Source organism: Paraburkholderia kururiensis JCM 10599 = LMG 19447 (assembly GCF_003986935.1).
GTDB classification, from domain to species: domain Bacteria; phylum Pseudomonadota; class Gammaproteobacteria; order Burkholderiales; family Burkholderiaceae; genus Paraburkholderia; species Paraburkholderia kururiensis.
Map to the genome: position 1 here is coordinate 198,339 of NZ_RJZE01000013.1, position 21,652 is coordinate 219,990.

Sequence of the window (21,652 nt, forward strand, 5' to 3'; positions counted from 1 at the left end):
TCATGGCGATCCGTGGACTCGTCTGGCTCGCGCTGCTGTTCGCGATCGCCGTGGTGCTCGCGATCGTCGGCCGCTTCGACACGGGGCAAGTGCTGTTCGTCTATCCGCCTTATCGCGTGGACGTTTCGCTCAACCTGTTCGTGGTGGGCGTGGTGGTGCTCTTCATCCTGATCTACACGCTGCTGCGCTTCGTGCGCAGCGTGCTGCACATGCCGCAGCGTGTGGCGGCGTACCGTGCGCGCTCGCGCGCCGCGAAGGCGGCCGCGGCGCTGCGTGAGGCGATCGGCAACCTGTACGCGGGCCGCTTCACGCGCGCCGAAAAGGCCGCGCGCGACTCGCTCACGGATTCGGCGAACAAGGGCGCGGCCGGCTTGATCGCCGCCAACGCCGCGCATCGCATGCATGAGTACGCGCGCCGCGACGAATGGCTCGCGCAGATCGACCATGCGGACTGGCAGGACGCCCGCCTCATGGCCACGGCCGACATGCGCGCCGACGGCCGCGACCCGGACGGCGCGCTCGCCGCGCTCACCGAGATGCAGTCGCAGGGCGGCCGCCGCATCCACGCCCAGCAGATCGCCCTGCGCGCGCAGCAGCAGCTCAAGAACTGGGGCGAAGTGCTCAAGCTCGTGAAGACGCTGGAAAAGCGCGAGGCGCTGCACCCGGCCGTGGCCGTGCGTCTGCGCCAGCTCGCGGCGGAGAACCTGCTGCGCGAGCGCCGGCACAACGCCGACGCGCTGCTCGAACTGTGGCAGTCGCTATCGCCCGTGGAGCGCCATTCGCCGCGCCTCGCGGACCTCGCCGCGGAACTGCTGATCGCGCTGAACCGGCAACAGGACGCGCGGCGCATCGTCGAAGAGGCGCTCGCGCAGAATTGGGATGCGCGGCTCTTGCGCCGCTATCCGGATACGGCGGGCGACGACGCGCTGCCGCTCATCCAGAAGGCCGAGGCCTGGCGCAAGGAACGTCCCGACGACGCGGATCTGCAGTTCGCTCTGGGCCGGCTGTGCTTGCAGCAGCAGCTTTGGGGCAAGGCGCAGTCGTTCCTGGAGGCCGCGCTCAAGCTGGCCGACAACGAACCGCTGAAGATCCGCTCGCACCGCGCGCTCGCGCGTCTGCACGAGCAACTGGGCGACACGCAGAAGGCCGCCGAGCACTACCGGCAAAGCGCGCTCGCGATGAACGTGGTTTGACGCCTGCGCGTGGCTCCGTGCGGCTGCTACGCCGCGCGGAGCACGAGATACATCGCTTCTCTTCCGTTACTTGCTGACGAGCCGTGCCGGCACGGAAAGCGCCAGCAATCCCCCCAGCACCATGAACGCGGCCAGCATGAACATGCCGGAGTCGTTCGCGCCCGTCGCCTGCTTGAGCCAGCCCACGGCATAGGGGCTCAGAAAGCCCGCCAGGTTGCCGATCGAGTTGATCATCGCGATGCCGGCCGCGGCGCCCGTGCCGGCCAGAAACGCCGTCGGCAGGCTCCAGAAGAGCGGCAGCGTGGTCAGAATGCCCATGGTCGCCAGCGTGAGCGAAGCCATGGCGAGCACGGTGCTGTGCGCCCAGATCACCGAAAACACGAGCCCGATGGCGCCGGCCGCCGCGGGCAGCGCCACGTGCCAGCGGCGTTCGCGCCGATGGTCCGCGCTGCGTGCGACCAGCACCATTGCCACGACCGCAGCCGCGAACGGCACGGCGGAAAGCAGGCCGATCGCGAAGGCGTCGGTGACGCCGGTCGACTTGATGATGGTGGGCAGCCAGAAGCTCACGCCGTAGAGGCCCATCACGAACGAGAAATAGATGAGGCTCATGAGCAGCACCCGAGGGCTCGCCAGCACGCGGCCGATGGGCATGTCTTCCTTGGCCGCGTCTTCATGGGCGATGCGGCTTTCGAGCAGTTGCCGCTCCTCGGCCGTGAGCCACTTCGCCTTGCTGATGCCATCGTCCAGCACGAGGAACACCAGCACGCCCACCACGATGGACGGCAGCCCTTCCAGCAGGAACAGCCACTGCCAGCCGTGCCAGCCGTTCACGCCGTCGAAGGACTTCAGGATGAAGCCCGACACCGGCCCGCCGATCACCCCCGAGAGCGCGATGGCGGTCATGAACCAGGTGGTCATGCGGCCGCGACGGTGCGCCGGGTACCAGTAGGTGAGGTAAAGAATGATGCCGGGGAAGAAGCCGGCTTCCGCGAGGCCGAGCAGAAAGCGCATCACGTAGAACATCGTCGGCGTGGTGACGAACATCGTGAGCATCGAGATGATGCCCCACGTCACCATGATCCGCGCGATCCAGACCCGCGCGCCCACGCGGTGCAGGATCACGTTGCTCGGCACCTCGAAGATGAAGTAGCCGAGAAAGAAGATGCCGGCGCCGAAGCCGTAGACCGCGTCGGACAGATGCAGGTCGGTGCTCATCTGGAGCTTGGCGAAGCCGACGTTCACGCGGTCCAGATACGCCACCACGTAGCAGAGCATCAGGAGCGGCGTGAGCCGCCAGGCGACTTTCCGGTACGTGGCCTCCTCGAAGCTGGAGGGCGGCGCGCCGGCGCCGGAATGAGGCAGGGGATTCGCAGGACTGGCCATCTTGTCTCCTCGTTTGTGTTTTGAGTGCGTGGAAAGACTGCGATCTGCGCGCACTATACGCGCGTGATTTCGCCCGCGCTATCGGGGCGCGGCCTCACCCGCGGGCTCACCCACGGCCTCACTACACGCAGCGCCCGCCGTCCACTTCGAGGCACACGCCGGTGATGAACGAGGCTTCGTCCGAAGCCAGATAGAGGCACGCATTGGCCACGTCCTGCGGCGTCGAAAAACGGCCGAGCGGAATGCCCGCGAGAAAGCGCTGGCGGTTTTCGGGCGTGTCTTCCACGCCCATGAATTGCGCGGTGAGCCCCGTGTCGCCGATTACGGGGTTCACGCAGTTCACGCGAATGCGCTCGCCGCCCAGCTCCACGGCGAGCGACTTGCTCGCGACGATCATGGCGCCCTTGCTGCCGTTGTACCAGACGAGCCCCGGGCGCGGCCGCACGCCGGCGGTGGACGCGATGTTGACGAACACGCCGCCGCCCTGCGAGCGGAAGTACGGCACGAACGCCTGCACGCTCCAGAAGAGGCTCTTCACGTTGACGGCGTAGACGCGGTCGAACTCGGCTTCGGTCACGTCGAGCACGGGCTTGTTGCGGTGCGTGGTGCCCGCGTTGTTGACGACGATCTGCACGCTGCCGAAGTCCTCCAGGGCGGCCTCGCGCAGCGCGTGCCAGTCGGCTTCCCGCGTGACGTCGCCCGTCACGGCGATCGCCTTGCCGCCCGCAAGCGCGATCTCGCTCGCCACCCGCTCGGCCGCGGCGCCGTTCAGGTCGTTGACCACGACGTTGGCGCCCTCGCGCGCATACGTCTTCGCAATGCCTTCGCCAAAGCCCGAGCCCGAGCCGGTGACAATGGCCGTCTTGCCTGTGAGTCGCATGTCGTCTCCTTTTGTTGTCTGCATGGTGGTCCGGATGGTCGTCTGCACGAAAGGGCTCGGGGTGGCCCTCGATGCTCGCGCTGCTGTGCGATGCCTTCGCGTGCTCGCCGGGCCGCTCAGCCGTGGCGAATCGCGATGGTTTTCAGCACCGTGAAGCCGTAGAGCGCCTCGAAGCCCTTTTCGCGGCCGTGCCCCGAATGGCCCACGCCGCCGAACGGCAACTCGACGCCGCCGCCCGCGCCGTAGTTGTTGATGAACACCTGACCCGAGCGCACGCGCCGCGCCATGCGCAACTGACGTGCGCCGTCGCGAGTCCAGATGGCGGCCACGAGTCCGTAGGCTGTGCCGTTCGCAAGCGCTACGGCTTCGTCTTCGCTCTCGAAGGGCATCGCCGCCAGCACGGGGCCGAACACTTCCTCGCGCGCGAGACGGTGCGTCGCAGGCACGTCGCGCAGCAGCGTCGGCGCCTGATAGAAGCCGCTTTCGGGCGCATCGGCTACCACTTCGCCGTGCGCGGCCATCGCGATGCCGTCGTGCTGCGCGTCGGAGAGGAAATCCCACACGCGCTGCTGCTGCTTCGCGTTGATGAGCGGGCCGCAGTCGAGGTCGGCATGCCACGGTCCTACCCGCAATGCGTTGAAAGCAGTGGCGAGGCGGTCGAGAAGCGGTTCGTACACGGCGCGTTCGATCAACACCCGGCTGCCCGCGGAGCACGTCTGCCCCGCGTTCTGCACGATGGCCGAAACGAGCACGGGCAGCGCGGCGTCGAGGTCGGCATCGGCGAAGACGATCTGCGGCGACTTGCCGCCCAGCTCCAGCGTGACCGGCACGTGGTTCTCGGCGGCCATCTGCGCGACCAGCTTGCCGGTCTGCGGCGAACCCGTGAACGAGATGTGATGGATGCCCGCGTGGCTCGCGAGCGCCGCGCCGGCCTCGTGGCCGTAGCCCGTCACGATGTTCAGCGCGCCCGCGGGCAGCCCGGCTTCGGCGGCGAGTTCGGCGACGCGCAGCACGGAGAGGCAGGCGTCTTCGGCCGGCTTCACGACGCAGGCGTTGCCCGCCGCGAGCGCCGCGCCCACGCTGCGTCCGAAAATCTGCATCGGATAGTTCCAGGGCACGATGTGCGCCGTCACGCCATGCGGCTCGCGCACCGTGAGCACCGTGTAGCCGGCCTGGTAAGGCAGCGTCTCGCCGTGGAGCTTGTCGGCGGCGCCGGCGTAGAACTCGAAGTAGCGCGCGAGCGCGGCGGCATCCGCGCGGGCTTGCTTCAGCGGCTTGCCGGTGTCGCGCGCCTCGATCTGCGCGAGTTCTTCACCGCAGGCGGCTACGAGCATGGAAAGCCGGTACAGCACGCGCCCGCGTTCGGCGGCGCTCGCCGCACCCCACGCGCCGCCGAACGCGGTCTGGGCCGCCTGTACGGCGCGTTCGACGTCGGCCGCGGTGCCGCGCGCGATGCGCGAGTAAGGCTTGCCATCGGACGGGTCGAGTACGGCGATGGTCTCGCCGTTCGACGGCGGACACCATTCGCCGCCAATGAAGTGCTTCGCTTCGATCATCGTGCGCCTCGCGTTGTTGATCTCGGGTGGATCGTGCGGGTTGGATGCAGGCAGAACCCGACGTGCGGTGGGCCCGGCCGGTCGCTGCATTATCGCCCCGGACCGGCCATGCTTCCTGCTGGGCGCGGCGTCCCGGCCAGCGGCGGGCGCCGCGATCCGATTGGCTATAATGGCGCATTCCCCGACGGTCCGGCTCTCGCGCGGCGTTTGTGCTGCGCAGGAACCGCGCGCCGCGTTCCGGATTTCATCCTCACCAGAGAGCGCTCATGAGCTTCAACAACGTCCCCCCCGGCAAGGATCTGCCGCACGATTTCAATGTGATCATCGAAATTCCGGCGCAAAGCGATCCGGTGAAGTACGAGGCCGACAAGGAACTGGGCCTGCTCGTCGTCGACCGCTTCATCGGCACGGGCATGCGTTACCCGGCGAACTATGGCTTCATTCCGCAGACGCTCTCCGGCGACGGCGACCCCGTCGACGTGCTGGTGATCACGCCGTTTCCGCTGCTGGCCGGCGCCGTGGTGCGCGCCCGCGCGCTCGGCATGCTGCAGATGACCGACGAGTCGGGCGTCGATGCCAAGCTGATCGCCGTGCCGCACGACAAGATCTGTCCGATGACGGCCCACATGAAGTCCGTGGACGACGTGCCGCAATATCTGAAGGACCAGATCAAGCACTTCTTCGAGCAATACAAGGCGCTCGAAAAGGGCAAGTGGGTGAAGGTGGAAGGGTGGGCCGGCGTGGATGCCGCTCACAAGGAAATCAACGACGGCGTGGCGAACTACAAGAAGTAAGCGTAAGCGCTGCCGGACCGGCTGGAGGAAATCCAGCCGCAAGAACCGCGCGAGCCCGCAAGGGCCGCGCGGTTTTTTATTGGGTGCGCCGTTTGCCGCGCGACTGCAGCGGGGTGTTGTCGGGTACTGAAAAGTCGGGCACTGAAGCATCGGGCACGGCGGCTTCCATGGCCATGGCCTCATGCGACGCTGATCCGGTTACGGCGACTTCCGTGAGCGCCGCATCGTCCACCGATACCTGCGGCAGTACCGATTCGAGCGTACGCGCGCCTGCCGCCAGCGCCCGCTTTTCGCGGGCCGGCAGTTGCTTGACCCAATACTCGGCGCGCGAGGCGGCCGCCCGATCAGCCACCTCGAACGATGCCAGCACGCGCAGCGGCTTGCGCGAGCGCGTGTAGCGCGCGCCTGTGCCGCTTGCGTGCTTGTCGAAGCGAGCGGCGACGTCGGTGGCGATGCCGGTGTAGACGCTACCGTCGGCACATTCGATCAGATAGAGGAACCACGGCATGGGGCGCTGACTTTTGTTGTTGTGTGAGCAGGGCGATAGGAGAGGGGCGAGGGCGGCGACCGACGGGCGGCGCATCAGCTTCTGAACGGATTGTGCTCGCGCAGTTCGTCGACGTAGGCGTGAATGGTTTCAGTTTCGCTCGACAGAAAGCGCGCGACGGCGTCGGCGAAAGCGGGATGCGCGAGCCAGTGCGCCGAATGCGTGGCCGTGGGCAGAAAGCCGCGCGCCATCTTGTGCTCGCCTTGCGCGCCGCCTTCGAAGGTGGCGAGTTTTTCCTCGATGCAGAACTCCAGCGGCTGGTAGTACGCGGTCTCGAAGTGCAGGCATGGCACGTGTTCGAGCGCGCCCCAGTAGCGTCCGTACAGCGTGCCGCTCGGGCTTGCGGCGCCGCGTTGGTCCGTTTCGCCGCGCTGGTAGACGACGAGCGAACTCGCGATGGGCTTGCCTTCGCGTTCGGCGATCACGAGCAGCAGGTTCTCGGGCATTGTTTCGCCGATGCGCCGGAAGAAGTCGAGGTTCAGATACGGCGTGGAGAAATGCTCGCGGTAGGTCTGCCGGTAGCAGCGGTTGAAGAAGCGCCATTCGGCGTCTGTCGCGTCCTCGCCGCGCACGCGGCGGAACGTGACGCCGGCCTCGTGCACCTTGCGTCGCTCGGCGCGAATGTTCTTGCGTTTCTTCTGTTCCAGCGTGGAGAGGAAGTCGTCGAAGTCGCGGTAGCCGGCGTTGATCCAGTGGAACTGCACGCCCTCGCGCAGCATCGTGCCGACGTCGGCGAGCGCCTGTGCTTCGTCTGCGGTCGGAAACAGCACGTGCAGCGACGACACGTCGGCCTGTTCCGCAAACGCCACCAGCGTGGCGGCGAGATGGCGGCGGGCGGATTCGTCGGTGGCCAGCAGTCGCGTGCCCTGGACCGGCGTGAACGGAACGGCGCAGAGCAGCTTCGGGTAGTACTCGAGTCCGTTGCGCTTGTACGCGTCGGCCCAGGCCCAGTCGAACACGTACTCGCCGTACGAGTGGCCCTTCAGATAGACCGGCGCCGCAGCGGCGAGGCGGTTCGTGCTGGCGTCGGTGAGCGTCACGAAGCGCGGCGCCCAGCCGGTGTCCGCGACTGCGCAGTGCGTCTCGTGGAGTGCCGCGAGAAACTCGTGACGCAGGAACGGTGTGGGCTGAGCCTGCCGGGCGAGGAGGGCGTTCCATTCGTCGCGTCCCACCTCGAGCGGTGAGTCCAGAATGCCCGTGCGATAATCGAAGCGTTCCTGATTCAATCTTTCTGACCGTCGTTTCACCGTTCGACCCGTTGCGCCTGTGAAGTCCAGGGCGTCCCCGTCGAGCCACCGTGGCGGCGCGCTCGCACTGCGTTGCCCTTGTCCCTGCCATGAAGACCCGAATCGCTCTTGCCCAACTCAATGTCACCGTCGGCGACTTCGCCGGCAACACCGCGAAGATCGTTGCCGCCGCGCGCGCAGCGCACGAGGATGGTGCGCGGCTCGTCGTAGCCCCGGAGCTTGCCCTGTCCGGCTACCCGCCCGAAGACCTGCTGCTGCGCCCCGCGTTCTATGCCGCAAGCGCGGCCGCGCTCGCCCAGCTTGCCCGCGAGCTGAAGCCCTTCAAGGGTCTGCACGTCGTGGTGGGGCATCCGTGGCGCGATAGCGGCGAGGCTCGCGATAGCGTCGGCAGCGCGAAGGGCCATGGTAATGCAAACGCGCCGATCGAGCGCGGCCTTCCGCCTGTCGATACGTTCAACGCAGCATCGCTGCTCGTGGACGGCGAAGTGGTGGGCACCTACCTCAAGCAGGATCTGCCGAACACCGAGGTCTTCGACGAGAAGCGCTACTTCGCGTCTCGTGCGAAGCCGTTCGTGTTCGAACTCGACGGCGTGAAGTACGGCGTGGTGATCTGCGAGGACGCGTGGCACGCCTCGGCCGCGCAAATGGCGAAGGCCGCGGGCGCGCAGGTCGTGCTGATTCCTAACGGCTCGCCGTATCACCTGAACAAGGAGGCCACGCGCGTCGACATTCTGCGTGCGCGGATTCGCGAGACCGGCTTGCCCATGGTCTACGTGAACATGGTGGGCGGCCAGGACGAACTCGTGTTCGACGGCGGATCGTTCGTGCTCGACGCGCAGGGCGAGGTGGTGGCGAGCATGCCGCAGTTCCAGGAAGGGCACGCCATCGTCGAGATCGAAACGGAAGGCGGCGCGCCGCGGCCCTTGCCGGCTGTCGTCGCGCCCGAGACGTCGCTCGAAGCGAAGGTCTACGGTGCGCTCGTAATGGGCGTACGCGACTACATCGGCAAGAACGGGTTTCCGGGCGCGATCATCGGCTTGTCGGGCGGTGTGGATTCGGCGCTCGTGCTCGCGGTGGCATGCGACGCGCTGGGCGCCGACCGCGTGCGCGCCGTGATGATGCCGTCGCGCTACACCGCGGACATCTCGACCACGGACGCCGCCGACATGGCCCGCCGCGTCGGCGTGCGCTACGACGAGATTGCGATTGCGCCCATGTTCGACGCCTTTCGCGGCGCGCTCTCAACGGAATTCGCCGGCCGGCCCGAAGACGCAACGGAAGAGAACATCCAGGCCCGCATTCGCGGCACGCTGCTGATGGCGCTCTCCAACAAGTTCGGCTCCATCGTGCTCACCACGGGCAACAAGAGCGAGATGGCCGTGGGCTACTGCACGCTCTACGGCGACATGGCGGGCGGCTTTGCCGTGATCAAGGACATCGCCAAGACGCTGGTTTATCGGCTTTGCCATTACCGCAATGCTGCGTCTGGGTTTGCCAAGCAGAACATCATCCCGGAGCGCATCCTCACGCGCGCGCCCTCGGCGGAACTACGCGAGAACCAGACCGACCAGGACAGCCTGCCGCCCTACGACGTGCTCGACGCCATCATGCGCATGTACATGGAAGAGGACCGGTCGCTCGCCGAGATCGTGGCGGCCGGCTACGCGCCCGAAGACGTGCAGCGCGTGACGCGGCTCATCAAGATCAACGAGTACAAGCGGCGCCAGGCCCCGATCGGCATTCGCGTGACGCACCGGGCGTTCGGCCGCGACTGGCGCTATCCGATCACGTCGCGCTACACGGAACCGCTGCAATGAACGGGGCGTAGAATCGACGCGCCCTTTCTTTTTTTTCGAACGTTCGAACACTGATACGAGACGAGGTAAGCCATGAAACGCATCACCGCCATCATTAAACCGTTCAAGCTCGATGAAGTGCGCGAAGCGCTGGCCGAAGTGGGGCTCACGGGCCTGACCGTGACCGAGGTGAAAGGCTTCGGTCGCCAGAAAGGGCACACGGAGCTGTACCGCGGCGCCGAATACGTGGTGGACTTCCTGCCGAAGGTGAAGATCGAGGTCGTGGTGGCGAACGAGCAGACCGACCAGGTGATCGACGCGATCATCGGCGCGGCGCGCACCGGCAAGATCGGCGACGGCAAGATTTTCGTGGCGGAAGTGGAGCGCGTGATCCGCATCCGCACCGGCGAGGAGAACGAAGCGGCGGTTTAAGGGCCGCGCACCGGCCAGACGGCGCCCGCAAATAGAACACTCAAAAGCGGCGCCGCAAAATAAAAAACGGTGCGACACCCTTTCGGGTACCGCACCGATACGCGCCTCTCGCAGCAGCGTGAAAGTGTTTCTACAGCTGTTCTGTTCTCACCCGTCGATTAGAACGAGTGCTGGATGCCGGCGTACACGCCCGTCTGGCTGTGGCCAGGCAGCGGGTTCTCGTTGTAGGTCGTCGAGGAAACCGTACCGCCCGCACCTGCCGGGTTGGCATCCAGACCGAAGTTCGCGGTCTTGCTGTTACGCACCGTAGCGATCTGGATGTCGAGCAGCGTGCGCTTCGAGATGTTGTACGAGCCGCCGATCGTGTAGATCGTCGCGTTGCCTTGACCCTTGTTCGCGTTCACGTGATAGACCGCCGCGATCAGGGCTGCAGCCGGCGTGGCTTGCCACGTTACACCGCCCCATTCGTGATCGAGCGAGGTCGGCGCAGCGCCGGCCAGCGTGGCGTCATGCGACGTGCGGATCGCCTGGTACGCGCCCTGGATCTTGAACGGACCGAGGAACACGTTGACCGCAGCCGTGTATTCACGCGAGAAGTTGAACGCGTCGGTGAAGAGGCCGTTGGCGTTGTTGCGGATTTCGTCGTAGATGCCGCGAACCTGGAAGAGCGACGACGTGTAGGTCAGTTGCAGACCGCCTTCACGGCCTTGCGACGTCGTGCCGTTACCGTTCCAGTTCGTCGCGTTCGACAGCGCGTACTGGCCGTACGCGTCAAAGCCGTAGAACTTCGGCGACTGGTACGAAATGTTGTTGCTCGACTGCGGCCAGTTGCGGCCACGCACCAGCGACGCCGACGACCAGTTCGACTGACCAAACGGATCGAAGTCCCACACGCCGTTCGAGATGAAGAGTTCGCGGCCCAAGAGCAGGGTACCGTAGTTGTCGTTCGACATACCGACGGTCGCCCAGCGATTGAAGAGGCCGCCGCCGCCAGGGCCCGTGCCGTTCATCGTGTTGAAGCTGCCTTCCAACTGGAACAGCACCTTGTTGCCGCCACCGATGTCTTCGACGCCCTTCATGCCCCACAGGCTCGTGCCCCAGTCACCGCTCTCCGCGCGCCAGCGCGAGGTCGAACCGGTGTAGCTGTTGTTCGGCAGCCCACTGATGTACTCGAGACCTGCGTCCAGGCGCCCATACAGCGTGACGCTACTCTGTGCGTGCGCAACCACGCCAGCCGACATCAGAGCTGCTGCGAGCAAAGCTTTCTTCATCTTCTCCTCCATACCCTGTCAAGAAGTCAACCCAGTACTGCGAATGGTGTTCGCACGCATCACGCGGCGAACAGGAACCGGAATTTTGGGAGACGGTGCACTGAGGATCGCTGTGGTATGACGCGGCCAGACAACTGGCTCTTATCCCGTCATGCCGATCCTGCGTTGACCGGTGTCTCCTCCGTTTTTGAAGTGAAACTACTTTTAATCAACTTTGTTTTGCTACTTTGGTTACTAATTTAGCAAAAAAGACTCGCCCGGGCGAACAAATTCGCGTGACTTCGGTCAGGTGTCGTCAAATTGCAATAGATCGATGCTGCGGGACGCCTGACAACAGCAGTGAAAATTCCGCCAGGCCTTGTCTGATAAAGGACTCACGGCTTTTGACAGGGGGCGTTCAGGATTCTCTGTATTGACGCCAGAAAACTCCCGGAGTAGTGCGAAAGAACGGCTGTTTGGGCCGGTTTTGGCGGGTTTGCGGCGGCTTTTGGGGTCTTCCTGCGCGGGGAGCGGAAGGGGCGCGGAGCAAAAGAAAAGGCGCCGTAAGCGCCTTGTAAAACTACATTGACTACATTCGCCGCCCCGTATCAAGACAACAAGGACGACGTACGGTCTTCAGACCGGCGACATACCGTCGCGCGGCCCGCTATTTGAGACTGCCCGACAGGAACTGCTTGAGGCGCTCGCTCTTCGTATTGCCGAACACCTCGCTGGGGTGGCCTTCCTCCTCCACGCGACCCTGGTGCAGGAACATCACGTGGTTGGATACGTTGCGCGCGAAGGCCATTTCGTGGGTCACGACGATCATCGTGCGGCCTTCTTCGGCGAGCGTCTGCATCACCTTCAGCACTTCGCCAACGAGCTCCGGGTCGAGCGCCGACGTCGGTTCGTCGAAGAGCATGACGTCGGGCTGCATGGCGAGTGCCCGCGCAATCGCGACGCGCTGTTGCTGGCCGCCCGACAGATGCGAGGGGTACTGCTTCTCGACGCGCGGCGCGAGGCCCACCTTCTCCAGATACGTGCGGGCGCGCTCCTCCGCCTCGCGGCGCGGCACGCCGAGCACGTGCACGGGCGCCTCCACGATGTTTTCGAGCACGTTCATGTGCGCCCACAGATTGAAGTGCTGGAACACCATCGAAAGCTTGGTGCGCACGCGCTGCAGTTGCTTCTGGTCCGACACGCGCAGCGCGCCGGAACGGTTGTCCTGTAGCGTGCGCACTTCTTCGCCGTCCACGAAGATGCGGCCCGCGTTGGGTTGTTCGAGAAAGTTGATGCAGCGAAGCATCGTGCTCTTGCCCGAACCGGACGAGCCGATGATGCTGATCACGTCGCCGGCGTTCGCCTTGAGCGACACGCCTTTCAATACTTCGTTGTCGCCGTACTGTTTGTGCAGCGTATCGACGAAGAGCTTCTGCTTGTGCGTCTGGGAATCCATCGAAGTCCTTGGGCGGGCGCCTGATTACTTGCCTTGCGGCCGCAGGTAAGCGAGCCAGCGGTGCTCGGCGCGGCGGAACAGCCACACGAGCGTGAAAGAGATGGTGAGGTAGAGCAGCGCGGCAATGCCGAACGCGCCGAACGATTGATAGGTCGCCGAATTGACGTCACGCGCGATCTTGAGGATGTCGGGCACCGTGGCCGTGAACGCCACCGTAGTGGCGTGCAGCATCAGGATCACCTCGTTGCTGTAGTAGGGCAACGCGCGGCGCAGCGCCGACGGCAGGATCACGCGCCGGTACAGCGTGAAGGTGGACATGCCGTAGGCGCGGGCCGCCTCGATCTCGCCGTAGGGCGTGGCCTTGATGGCGCCGGCGAAGATTTCCGTCGTGTAGGCGCAGGTGTTGAGCGTGAAAGCGAGCAGCGTGCAATTCATGCCCTCGCGGAAGAACGCGTTGGTGAGCTCGTGCGAGCGGACGATCTCGAGACTGTAGAGGCCCGTATAGCAGAGCAGCAACTGCACGTAGAGGGGCGTGCCGCGAAAGATGTAGGTGTAGAGCCACACGAGGCCCGCGAGCCATTTCTTCTTCGACACACGCGCCACCGCGAGCGGCACCGAAAGGCAGAAGCCGAGTCCGATGGAAACGACGAGCAGCCACAGCGTGATCGCGACGCCGGTGAAGCGGTAGCCGTCGGTGTAGAGATAGTTGCGCCAGTATTGCTGGATCAGCTCGAGCATAGGTTCGCCTTAGAGTTCCGCTTTGCGCACGCCGGTCGAGTAGCGCTTTTCGAGGTAGATGAGCACGAAGTTCGAAACCGTCGTGATGCCGAGGTAGATTGCCCCTGCAAGCAGCGTGAAGAAGAAGAACCGCAGCGTGCCCTTGCCGGCATCCTGCGAGGCCTTCACGACGTCGGCGAGGCCGATGATCGAGACGAGCGCCGTCGATTTCACCAGCACCTGCCAGTTGTTGCCGATGCCGGGCAGCGCGAAGCGCATCATCTGCGGGAACATGATGCGGTGGAATACCTGCCAGCCCGTCATGCCATAGGCGTGGCCGGCTTCCAGCTGGCCGCGCGGCACGGCGAGGAACGCGCCGCGGAACGTCTCGGTGAAATACGCACCGTAGATGAAGCCGAGCACGATGACACCGGCCGCGAAGGGGTCGATGTCGATCTGGTCCCAGCCGAGCATGTCCGTCAGGTTATTGAGCCAGATCTGGATGCCGTAGAAGAGCAGCAACATCAGCACGAGGTCGGGCACGCCGCGAATGAGGGTGGTGTAGAGCGTGCCCACGCCGTGCGAGAGCCGGTTCTTGGAGAGCTTCGCTGCCGCGCCGAGGAGGCCCAGCAAAAACGAAAGCGCCAGCGAAAGAACTGCGAGCTTGACGGTCTGCCATGTGCCGGCGAGGATCAGCGGGCCGTAGCCTTGAAAGAGCATATCGAGGTCCTTGACGGCACGTCAGGCGCGCCGCGAAAGACGCGGCACTTCGCGTGCCGCTGTGCAAATGAAACCAGGGATGCTCCGCCGTTGCCGGCGAAACGGTGTCGTGGACTTTATTACCGCCCCCGCACGAAACACCATCGGTGCTCGCCCGGGCGCGGGTGCTACTGGCTTCCCGGGTAGATGTCGAAGTCGAAGTACTGCTTCGCGAGCTTGCGGAACGTGCCGTCCTGATGGATTTCGGCCAGCGCCGTGTTGAACATCGCCTTCAATTCGATATCTTCGGGACGCAGACCGATCGCCGTACCTTCGCCGATCGTCTTCGGGTCCTTCACTTCGGGACCGGCGAAGGCGAAGCCTTTGCCGCGCGGCGTCTTGAGGAAGCCGGCGTCGGCCTGCACTTCGTCCTGCAGCGTCGCGTCGAGTCGTCCCGAGAGCAGGTCCGCATAGACCTGATCCTGATTCGGATAGGTGACGACCGTCACGCCCTTCGGCTCCCACCAGGCTTTGGCGTACGCCTCCTGAGTCGAGCCTTGCTCGACGCCCACGCGCTTGCCCTTGAGCGATGCGGCCGTGGGCAAAAGCGGCGAGCCGGCTTTGGCGACCATCCGGGCGGGCGCGTCGTACATCTTGTCGGAGAAGGCGATCTGCTGGCGGCGCTGCCCGGTAACGGTGTAGGACGACACGATTGCGTCGAATTTCCTCGCTTTCAGGGCGGGGATCATCCCGTCGAAGTCCTGCTCCACCCAGACGCATTTCACGTTCATCCGCGCACACAGGGCACGTGTGAGATCGACCTCGAAGCCGACCATCTGGCCGTTGGGCGCTTTCGATTCGAACGGCGGGTAGCTGGCATCGACGCCGATGCGCACGGTTTTCCATTCCTTCGCCATGGCCCCCGTGGCCATGACAGTAAGCGCCACGCAAACTGCGAGCTTCTTCATGATTCTCCTGATACTGAGCGGTTGTCGCTGTGGCTGTGCGACACCCTCCCGGCCGGCTCGTGACCGGCCGCCGCTATTCTAGGCGGTCAAAAATTGGCGACACCGCTTTTTTGCCCTGCTGGATGGCCGGCATGCGCGGTCCGGTCATGGGCTGCGGCCTTGCCTCGTGGCGCGGCTTGCGCCCGGTTTTGGGCCCGGCTTCACGGCGCGCCGAAGCGGGCGCTAAACCGGCGTCTCCCGGCTCTGTCCGTCTTGCACCGGTGCCTGCACAAGGCGACGCGAGGCCGGCGCAGGCCGAAAAGCGCGGTATTTTACCTGAACAGGATGGGCGTGCCAGTGCGGCGGCATGGGGCCGGAAGAGGGCGGGCGATGGTGGGGCGGGGACGTGCGCCGATGGATGCCGGCGCAACCGTTGGAGCGCCGAAGCGGCTGGGAAGGAGAAGAACGGAAAGGCGGCCCCCGTCACGAAACCGGGATGCCGCGTCCGTCAGCGGCCGGGCATGCCTTGCGTGCCCGGCCGCGGGACAGCGTTACTGCTGGACCGGCGCCGGCGCGCTCGCCGGGCCGCGGCGATGCTCCCAACGGTCACGCATTTTCTCGCGGTGCGCTTCCATTCGCTCGAAGCGCGTCTTGAGCTCCGTGCTCACCGTCGTCTTCTGCTGGTCGTTCAAGCCGTTGTAGAACGCAAGCCAGGCCTGCGCCGTTTCCTCGCGCAGTTGCACGTTCTGCTGTTCGGCCTGCTGACGTGCCGCATGCAGGGCGTTCAGATCGAGAATGGGCTGCTGCTTCATGGCGTCGAACTGCTGGCGCATCTTCTCGTGAATCGCGCGCTGGGCTTCGTGGTCGCGCTTCATCGTGTCGAGGGCGGCCTGCCACTGCTTTTCCTGGTCGGCATTCAGCTTGAGGCGGTCGTGTACCTGCGTGAGCTCTTTCATGAAATGCTCGTGCATGCCCGGACCGCCAGGGCCGCCAGGACCACCGGGCGGCGGCATCTGGGCGTAAGCGACGCCGAGCGAAAGCGTCAGCGCGGCAGCGGCAACGGCGAGAATGCGAGAGGGCTTCTTGTACATCGTGATGCTCCTTGTGTGATCGTCGGTCGGAGCGGGTGCGCAATAATGGACGCGCATTTCCGCAACCGGTGATGCACAGCGTAGAGAGGCGCACGATGCGTCGTGTTACGGCCCCGTTCGGAGTCGTTACGCGACATTACGCCAGCCTTTCGTAGTAACGCCCCGTAACCCTTTGGGGAAAGTCGGGGGGCAAACGTAACGGGCCGCACGATAAACTTCCGCCATGGCTACTCAAATCCTTGTCGTCGACGACGACGTAGAACTGCGCGACCTGCTGCGCGACTATCTGGTCAAACAGGGCATCGAAGTGTCGGTGCTGCACGACGCCGGCTCGCTGGAGCGCCGGCTCGAACGCGAACGCCCCGACCTCATTGTGCTCGACCTGATGATGCCCGGCGTCGACGGCCTCACGGCGCTGCGCAAGCTGCGCGCCTCGGGCGACGACATCCCGGTGATCATGCTGACCGCGCGCGCCGACGACGTGGACCGCATCGTCGGTCTCGAACTCGGCGCCGACGACTACCTCGGCAAGCCGTTCAATCCGCGCGAACTGCTCGCGCGCGTGCAGGCGGTGCTGCGTCGCCGGCGCACGCTGCCGTCGGCCGCCGCGCCCGAGCAGCGCGAGCCGTTCTCGTTCGGCCGTTTCATGCTGGATTTCCAGTCGCGCGCGCTGCATCAGGAGGGCCGTCCGCTCACGCTGTCGGGCAGTGAATTCGCGCTCCTGAAGATTTTCGTCAATCACCCCATGCGCACGCTCACGCGCGAGCGCCTGCTCGAACTGCTGCACGGTCCCGAATACGACGGCACCGACCGCGGCATCGACGTGCAGGTGTGGCGCCTGCGCCGCATCCTCGAAACGGATCCTTCCACGCCGCGTTTCATCCAGACGGTGCGCGGCCGTGGCTATGTCTTTGTGCCGGACGGAGAGCCAAACGCTCATGCGTCGACCGGTTGATTCACTGTTCGGGCGGCTGGCCCTGCTGTTCATCGGGGTGCTGCTGCTGTCTCACGTGGCCTGGTTCGCGCTCATGCGGCTCGAACGCAACCAGTTGCAGACGCGCTATGCCGTCGAAGAGGCCACCTTTCTCGTCGAGGCGGTGCGGCAGCACGTCGCGCGCTCGCCGGATCAGCCGTTGCCTTCGCGCGTGCGGCTCGTCGACCCCACCAGCCGCGACGTCCCCATCAATCCCGATGACCTCCCGCCGTCGCTGCGCCGCTTCCTTGAAGACGTGCGCGACCGCATGCCGCCCGGCACCGACGTGCGCGTCGGTACGCCGGGACATCCGCCCACGCTGTGGGTGCGCTCGCCGGCCGATCGCAGCTGGATCGTCGTGCCGGTGCAGCCGTTGCGCCTGCTGAGGCCCATCGAAAAGATGGTGCCGTGGTTCATCATCATCTTCTCGGCCGCGCTGATCGCCGCGCTCGTGGCAGCGTGGCAGCTTCAGCAGCCGTTGCGCTCGCTTGCGCAGGCGGTGTCGCGCTTCGGCCGCGGGCTGCCCGTGCCGCCCGTGCCGGAACGCGGTCCGCGCGAACTGCGCCAGCTCACGCACGGCTTCAACCAGATGGTGCAGGAGGTGGCGCGCACGGACAACGATCGCGCCGTCATGCTGGCCGGCGTCGCGCACGATCTGAAGACGCCGCTTGCGCGGCTGCGGTTGCGCGCCGAAATGATGGAGGAAGCCCGCATGCGCGACGGCGTGGTACGCGACGTCGATTCCATGGCGCACATCGTCGACCAGTTCCTCGTTTTTGCGCACGACGGCGCGGACCGCAGCGAACCGGTGGAAGTGGACGAGCAGTGCCGGCGCATGGTGCGCTCGTACCGCGCCGTTGCCCCCGGCGCTGCCGCGATCGAAATGCGGCTGGAAGCAGGCGGCGGCTTCAAGCTTCCGGCGGCCACGCTGGAGCGCATCCTGTCGAACCTGCTCGACAACGCGCATGCCTACGGCGCACCGCCCGTCGTGGTCGCCACGGCGCGCACGGCCGGCGGCTACACGCTTTCGGTCAGCGACAGCGGCAAAGGTATCGCTCCGCAAGATCTCATCAACGCAAGCCGCCCGTTCGTGCGGCTCGACCCCGCGCGCGGCGGCAACGGGCATAGCGGGTTGGGGCTCGCCATCGTGGAGCGGCTGGTGCGGCGTGCAGGCGGTGAGTGGGAAATTGGCAACCACGAAGGCGGCGGCCTGCGTGCACTGATGACGTTTTCGCAGGACGCCATGCCGCGTGGCGAGAAAAAAGAGGAGGCGCAGCAGGGCGCCTGGTGAGGCCGCGGGCCGCGGCTTGCATCCTCTGGTTGTGTGGTACGGCGAGTTGGACGAGTTGGATTGGAAGGTGTCCGATGCAGGCGCCTGAAGTGGGCGCCGCGTGAGAGACCTACGGTGCGCGCGGCGCGACTACTCCGAGAATAGCGAATCGAGCGCAGAGGCGGCGTCGCTGTCCACGGTGTTGTAGGTGACCGTGTCGGCTTCGAAGATGTAGTTCGTCGTGTACTTGCCGAGACGAGCCAGAATTTCCTCCTGAACCACTTCGGGCGCCACGTCGAGCTTCAGATACCACGCTGTCGACGACAGGCGCGTCTGGAACGCTCCGTATTCGGCCATCAACTGGTCGAACGCGTGAGCATCCTGGTCGCGGCAGACGATGACCAGATTCCCCTTCATGCACACCTCCGATAGAACGTATCAACGAGAATCGCGCGAGGGCGCGGCGCCCTCCGCGGCGTCCTCATGTCTAACCGATGATAACCGCTAAAGGCGGCGTGCCGGGTATCGGCGCGGCGCAGCGGGAGGGTGGCGGTCATGTAGTCGTCGGGCCGCGCTGCCGCTCATTGCCGTTGAACTTCACGTGCACCGCCTCGCACGCTCCCGCTACGCTTGCCACGACGCGTTGGCAGCCGTGCGCGGAGACGGCGAGCTGTCGTCGGGCGCGCGTGCCTCGGTCCGGTCGCGTCCGGCCGACTTCGCGGCATAGAGCGCGATGTCCGCGCGGCTGATGAGGCGCTCCGGCGGATCGTCGGGCGCGTACTCCGTAATGCCGATGCTTACCGCGAGCTCGACGTCCTCGGGCAGCTTCGCAGGCTGGGATCCCTTGAACCGTTTGCGCAGCCGCTCCATGACCTCGATGCCTTCGGCAAGCCGCGTCGAGGGCAGGACGATGCCGAACTCCTCGCCGCCCAGGCGCCCCACCGCATCCGTGCCGCGCAGCTCGGCGCGGCACGTGTCGACGAAGTGCTCGAGCGCGTGGTCGCCGGCTGCGTGGCCGTAGCAGTCGTTGATCTGCTTGAAGTGGTCGAGATCCGCGATGGCCATGCAAAGCGGTGTGCCGCTCGCACGGGCCCGGTCGATCTCGTGCCTCAGCAAATCGAGAAAGTAGCGACGCGAGAGCGCGCCCGTCAACGCGTCGTGCCGCGCCTCGGCCGCGAGCAGCGCGTTGGCCGCCTGCAACTGCTCGGCGAGATCGCGTGTGGCGCGATGGTGTCGCAGCTCGCGCGTCCACGACACCGTGATGACCCACGTGAGCGTCACCGTGCCCACGAGCGTGAGGAACACCAGCAGCCGGTCGCGCCCGTGCGAGCGATGCAGCTCGGGCCAGGTGGCGATCGGATCGACGAGATGGGCGGACAGACCGGAGTTGAGTCCGCCGCGCGATTCGTAGAGCGCCGGTGTGCGGTGCCGCGGCATGTCGAACAACTGCGCGGCGGCCGCGGTCGGCACCCAGGGTTCCTCTGCGCGCATGTCCGCACTGAGCGAGCGGATTTCGAGCGGCGGGAACCGGTCGCGCAGATACATGTTGACGCGCTCGCCGGGGTTCATCGTGAGCGCCGCGGCATTCGGCAGCGTGCGACCTTCGAGCCGGTTGTCGTTGGCCATGATGATGACGCCGTTCTGATCCGTCACGAACGACCCGGGATGCGCTACCCAGTGCCGCAGCCGCGAGAGCGACATGCGCGCGACGACCGCGCCGACGAGCATGCCTTCGTCGTAGACCGGCGCGGCGATGAAGATGCCGGGGTCGCCGCTCTGGCGTCCCACGCCGTAGCCTTCCGTGAAGGCGCCAAGACGCGTGCTGACGAAGTAGGGACGGGTGCGCATGTCCTTGCCGATATACGGGTGAGCGCCGGTCGCATTGCTCGATGCCACGCACAAGCCGTTGACGTTGATGAGCCAGATGGCGTCGAGCCCGGAGAAACCCTGTGCGTCGTGAAGGAAGCGATTGATCGCTGCGAGCGCCGGCACGCCCGCAAGCTGCGCCAGCCGTCCGGCATCGGACTTTCCGTCATCCGGCGTGTACTGCCGGACCGCGGTGAGCACGTCCTGCACGGCGTCGAGCTCGGCCATCGTCGATGGAATGGCGCGCGAAAGCGCAAGGTCGCTCGCAATGACCTCGGCCATGTTATCGACGATCGAAGAGGTCACCTGCCGCTGCGCGCGCAGTGCGGCGGCGAGCTCCTGCTGGACCATGCGGTCGGCGATCGCACCGGCGGCGAACCAGCAGAGGATCGCCGCAAGCACGAGGCCAAGCGGTGCGGCCAGCTGGCGCAAGGATGTCCTGTTCATCGGCCTTTCGATCTGTCTGGTATCCGTATGAAGGCGGCTGGGGGAGATCGTCCGCCGCGCGCCGGCCTGCCGGGCCCCGGAAGCGATGACGCCGGAGTGTTCGTGTTGGCGGGCCGCGCTCGCGTGGGTGTCTCCGTCGCCCGGCGGGGCTCGCAGCCCGCTCGGCGATTTTACCTCTGCGATGGCGTACGGGATGGGCGGGGCGCCTCAGCGCGGTTCGGATCGCGCGTCACGCGGCTCCTCGCCGTTTCGGCAAGCGCCCTTTCCATTTGCTTTCGCGTGGCGGTCGAGAGCGACAGTCGAGAACCACGTCGGAGCGCGATGTCGCGGCCATGCGATGTGCCCGCAGTCTGCGTGTGGTTGGTTCCGGGAGCAAGGTTGTGCCTTGAGGTTGTGCCTGTCACACAGGTTGTAGTAGTGTCATGCGGTCCTAAAGAACTGCCGCCGAAGTGCAGCCCCGCAGGCGCTGTCTGGCTCGCGCGAGGGGCCTCGCCGGCAAGGCGCAAGCCGCCGATCGCTGCGAAGGGCGCATGCGTCTCGCGTGCCGTGCGGGCGTGCAACGCCGGCCGGAACGACGTGTTTCTCGAACTGCAACGGATGACGCGCCTATGCGTTTTGCCATGTCTCATTGCTGTTTTCCCGACCGCTTCCCGACGCTTCCTGTCGCAGCATCCCGCTCGATGAACGAGCCGGGGAATTGCACGACCGTGGGCGACCATCACGGTGGTGCATCTGTGGGGGCACGCTGAGATGGACTTCAGCTTCAACCTGAACCGCACGGCGAACGCGTCGGCGTGGCGGCTGCTGCCGAACGGCTGGGACTTTGTGGCGTTCCCGCTGATCCTGTGCCTGATCGCGATGGCGGCGATCGGTTTTCACCAGACGCTCGCGCCGATGTCCACGCTGCAGACCCAGGCGATCATGCTGGAGCCGTCGATGCTGCCCGAGTACGCCATGCGCACCACGCTGCGCATGCTTGCGGCGATGGTGGCGTCGCTGGCGTTCACCTTCACCTACGGCACGCTGGCGGCCAAGAGCCGGCGCGCGGGCATGGTGCTGGTGCCGGTGCTCGACATCCTGCAGTCGGTGCCGGTGCTGGGCTACA

The 21,652-nt window shown here is 65.8% G+C and carries 18 protein-coding genes and 2 pseudogenes; 7 read left to right on the forward strand and 13 right to left on the reverse strand.

The genetic code is table 11. The features are described from left to right. Window positions 1-2 precede the first annotated feature (2 nt). Window positions 3-1,193 (forward strand): heme biosynthesis protein HemY, encoded by a 1,191-nt coding sequence (locus PKKP23_RS17510; protein ID WP_126877831.1) that lies wholly within the window; start codon window positions 3-5, stop codon window positions 1,191-1,193. Between the two features lie 66 nt (window positions 1,194-1,259). Here PKKP23_RS17510 and PKKP23_RS17515 read toward each other — a convergent pair whose 3' ends face one another. The 3 genes from PKKP23_RS17515 to PKKP23_RS17525 all read right to left on the reverse strand — a co-directional run bounded on the left by PKKP23_RS17515 (window position 1,260) and on the right by PKKP23_RS17525 (window position 5,015). Continuing rightward, on the reverse strand, window positions 1,260-2,579 hold the full coding sequence (locus tag PKKP23_RS17515) for an MFS transporter (RefSeq protein ID WP_126877832.1): 1,320 nt from the start codon (window positions 2,577-2,579) through the stop codon (window positions 1,260-1,262). Between the two features lie 121 nt (window positions 2,580-2,700). Next, the gene (locus PKKP23_RS17520) at window positions 2,701-3,459 is read right to left on the reverse strand and encodes an SDR family oxidoreductase (RefSeq protein WP_126877833.1); all 759 of its coding nucleotides are present in this window, start codon (window positions 3,457-3,459) and stop codon (window positions 2,701-2,703) included. A 116-nt stretch (window positions 3,460-3,575) separates the two neighbouring features. After that, window positions 3,576-5,015 (reverse strand): aldehyde dehydrogenase family protein, encoded by a 1,440-nt coding sequence (locus PKKP23_RS17525; protein ID WP_126877834.1) that lies wholly within the window; start codon window positions 5,013-5,015, stop codon window positions 3,576-3,578. 266 nt (window positions 5,016-5,281) lie between these two features. Between PKKP23_RS17525 and ppa the strand changes: the two genes are divergently transcribed. Then, window positions 5,282-5,809: an inorganic diphosphatase gene (gene ppa / locus PKKP23_RS17530; protein ID WP_017773202.1), complete on the forward strand. Its 528-nt coding sequence runs from the start codon at window positions 5,282-5,284 to the stop codon at window positions 5,807-5,809. An 88-nt stretch (window positions 5,810-5,897) separates the two neighbouring features. Here the strand turns inward: ppa and PKKP23_RS17535 are convergent. Both PKKP23_RS17535 and PKKP23_RS17540 read right to left on the reverse strand, forming a co-directional pair. After that, window positions 5,898-6,317: pseudogene (locus tag PKKP23_RS17535) on the reverse strand (GIY-YIG nuclease family protein); the annotation flags it as partial. A 74-nt stretch (window positions 6,318-6,391) separates the two neighbouring features. Then, complete coding sequence (locus tag PKKP23_RS17540; protein ID WP_126877836.1) at window positions 6,392-7,582, reverse strand: GNAT family N-acetyltransferase; 1,191 nt, start codon at window positions 7,580-7,582, stop codon at window positions 6,392-6,394. Between the two features lie 110 nt (window positions 7,583-7,692). On the opposite strand from PKKP23_RS17540, the gene PKKP23_RS17545 reads away from it, so the two are divergent. Next, window positions 7,693-9,420 carry an NAD+ synthase gene (locus PKKP23_RS17545; RefSeq protein ID WP_126877837.1) on the forward strand — a complete coding sequence of 576 codons (1,728 nt, stop codon included), beginning with the start codon at window positions 7,693-7,695 and terminating at the stop codon, window positions 9,418-9,420. 72 nt (window positions 9,421-9,492) lie between these two features. Then, the gene (glnK, locus tag PKKP23_RS17550) at window positions 9,493-9,831 is read left to right on the forward strand and encodes a P-II family nitrogen regulator (protein WP_017773206.1); all 339 of its coding nucleotides are present in this window, start codon (window positions 9,493-9,495) and stop codon (window positions 9,829-9,831) included. Window positions 9,832-9,989: 158 nt separating this feature from the next. Here the strand turns inward: glnK and PKKP23_RS17555 are convergent, their stop codons facing one another. The 6 genes from PKKP23_RS17555 to PKKP23_RS17580 form a co-directional block, all read right to left on the reverse strand. After that, entirely contained in the window at window positions 9,990-11,102 is a 1,113-nt protein-coding gene (locus tag PKKP23_RS17555) for a porin (protein ID WP_126877838.1), read from the reverse strand. Between the two features lie 646 nt (window positions 11,103-11,748). Continuing rightward, window positions 11,749-12,537 carry an ABC transporter ATP-binding protein gene (locus PKKP23_RS17560; protein WP_126877839.1) on the reverse strand — a complete coding sequence of 263 codons (789 nt, stop codon included), beginning with the start codon at window positions 12,535-12,537 and terminating at the stop codon, window positions 11,749-11,751. Between the two features lie 24 nt (window positions 12,538-12,561). Further along, window positions 12,562-13,275, reverse strand: a complete 714-nt coding sequence (locus PKKP23_RS17565) for an ABC transporter permease (RefSeq protein ID WP_017773209.1) — start codon at window positions 13,273-13,275, stop codon at window positions 12,562-12,564. A gap of 9 nt (window positions 13,276-13,284) precedes the next feature. Next, window positions 13,285-13,974, reverse strand: a complete 690-nt coding sequence (locus PKKP23_RS17570) for an ABC transporter permease (RefSeq protein ID WP_017773210.1) — start codon at window positions 13,972-13,974, stop codon at window positions 13,285-13,287. Window positions 13,975-14,141: 167 nt separating this feature from the next. After that, on the reverse strand, window positions 14,142-14,921 hold the full coding sequence (locus tag PKKP23_RS17575) for an ABC transporter substrate-binding protein (protein ID WP_126877840.1): 780 nt from the start codon (window positions 14,919-14,921) through the stop codon (window positions 14,142-14,144). 530 nt (window positions 14,922-15,451) lie between these two features. Further along, complete coding sequence (locus tag PKKP23_RS17580; RefSeq protein WP_126877841.1) at window positions 15,452-15,991, reverse strand: Spy/CpxP family protein refolding chaperone; 540 nt, start codon at window positions 15,989-15,991, stop codon at window positions 15,452-15,454. Window positions 15,992-16,214: 223 nt separating this feature from the next. Here PKKP23_RS17580 and PKKP23_RS17585 point away from each other — a divergent pair, with 223 nt between their 5' ends. Then, window positions 16,215-16,946 carry a response regulator gene (locus PKKP23_RS17585; RefSeq protein ID WP_017773213.1) on the forward strand — a complete coding sequence of 244 codons (732 nt, stop codon included), beginning with the start codon at window positions 16,215-16,217 and terminating at the stop codon, window positions 16,944-16,946. After that, complete coding sequence (locus PKKP23_RS17590; protein WP_017773214.1) at window positions 16,930-18,255, forward strand: ATP-binding protein; 1,326 nt, start codon at window positions 16,930-16,932, stop codon at window positions 18,253-18,255. The genes PKKP23_RS17585 and PKKP23_RS17590 overlap by 17 nt, the downstream gene beginning before the upstream one ends. Window positions 18,256-18,384: 129 nt before the next feature. Here the strand turns inward: PKKP23_RS17590 and PKKP23_RS17595 are convergent, their stop codons facing one another. Both PKKP23_RS17595 and PKKP23_RS17600 read right to left on the reverse strand, forming a co-directional pair. After that, window positions 18,385-18,651, reverse strand: a complete 267-nt coding sequence (locus tag PKKP23_RS17595) for a double-stranded DNA-specific endonuclease (RefSeq protein ID WP_017773215.1) — start codon at window positions 18,649-18,651, stop codon at window positions 18,385-18,387. Window positions 18,652-18,858: 207 nt separating this feature from the next. After that, entirely contained in the window at window positions 18,859-20,547 is a 1,689-nt protein-coding gene (locus PKKP23_RS17600) for a sensor domain-containing diguanylate cyclase (RefSeq protein ID WP_126877842.1), read from the reverse strand. A 750-nt stretch (window positions 20,548-21,297) separates the two neighbouring features. Here PKKP23_RS17600 and PKKP23_RS17605 point away from each other — a divergent pair. Next, a pseudogene (locus PKKP23_RS17605) lies at window positions 21,298-21,652 on the forward strand (ABC transporter permease); the annotation flags it as partial.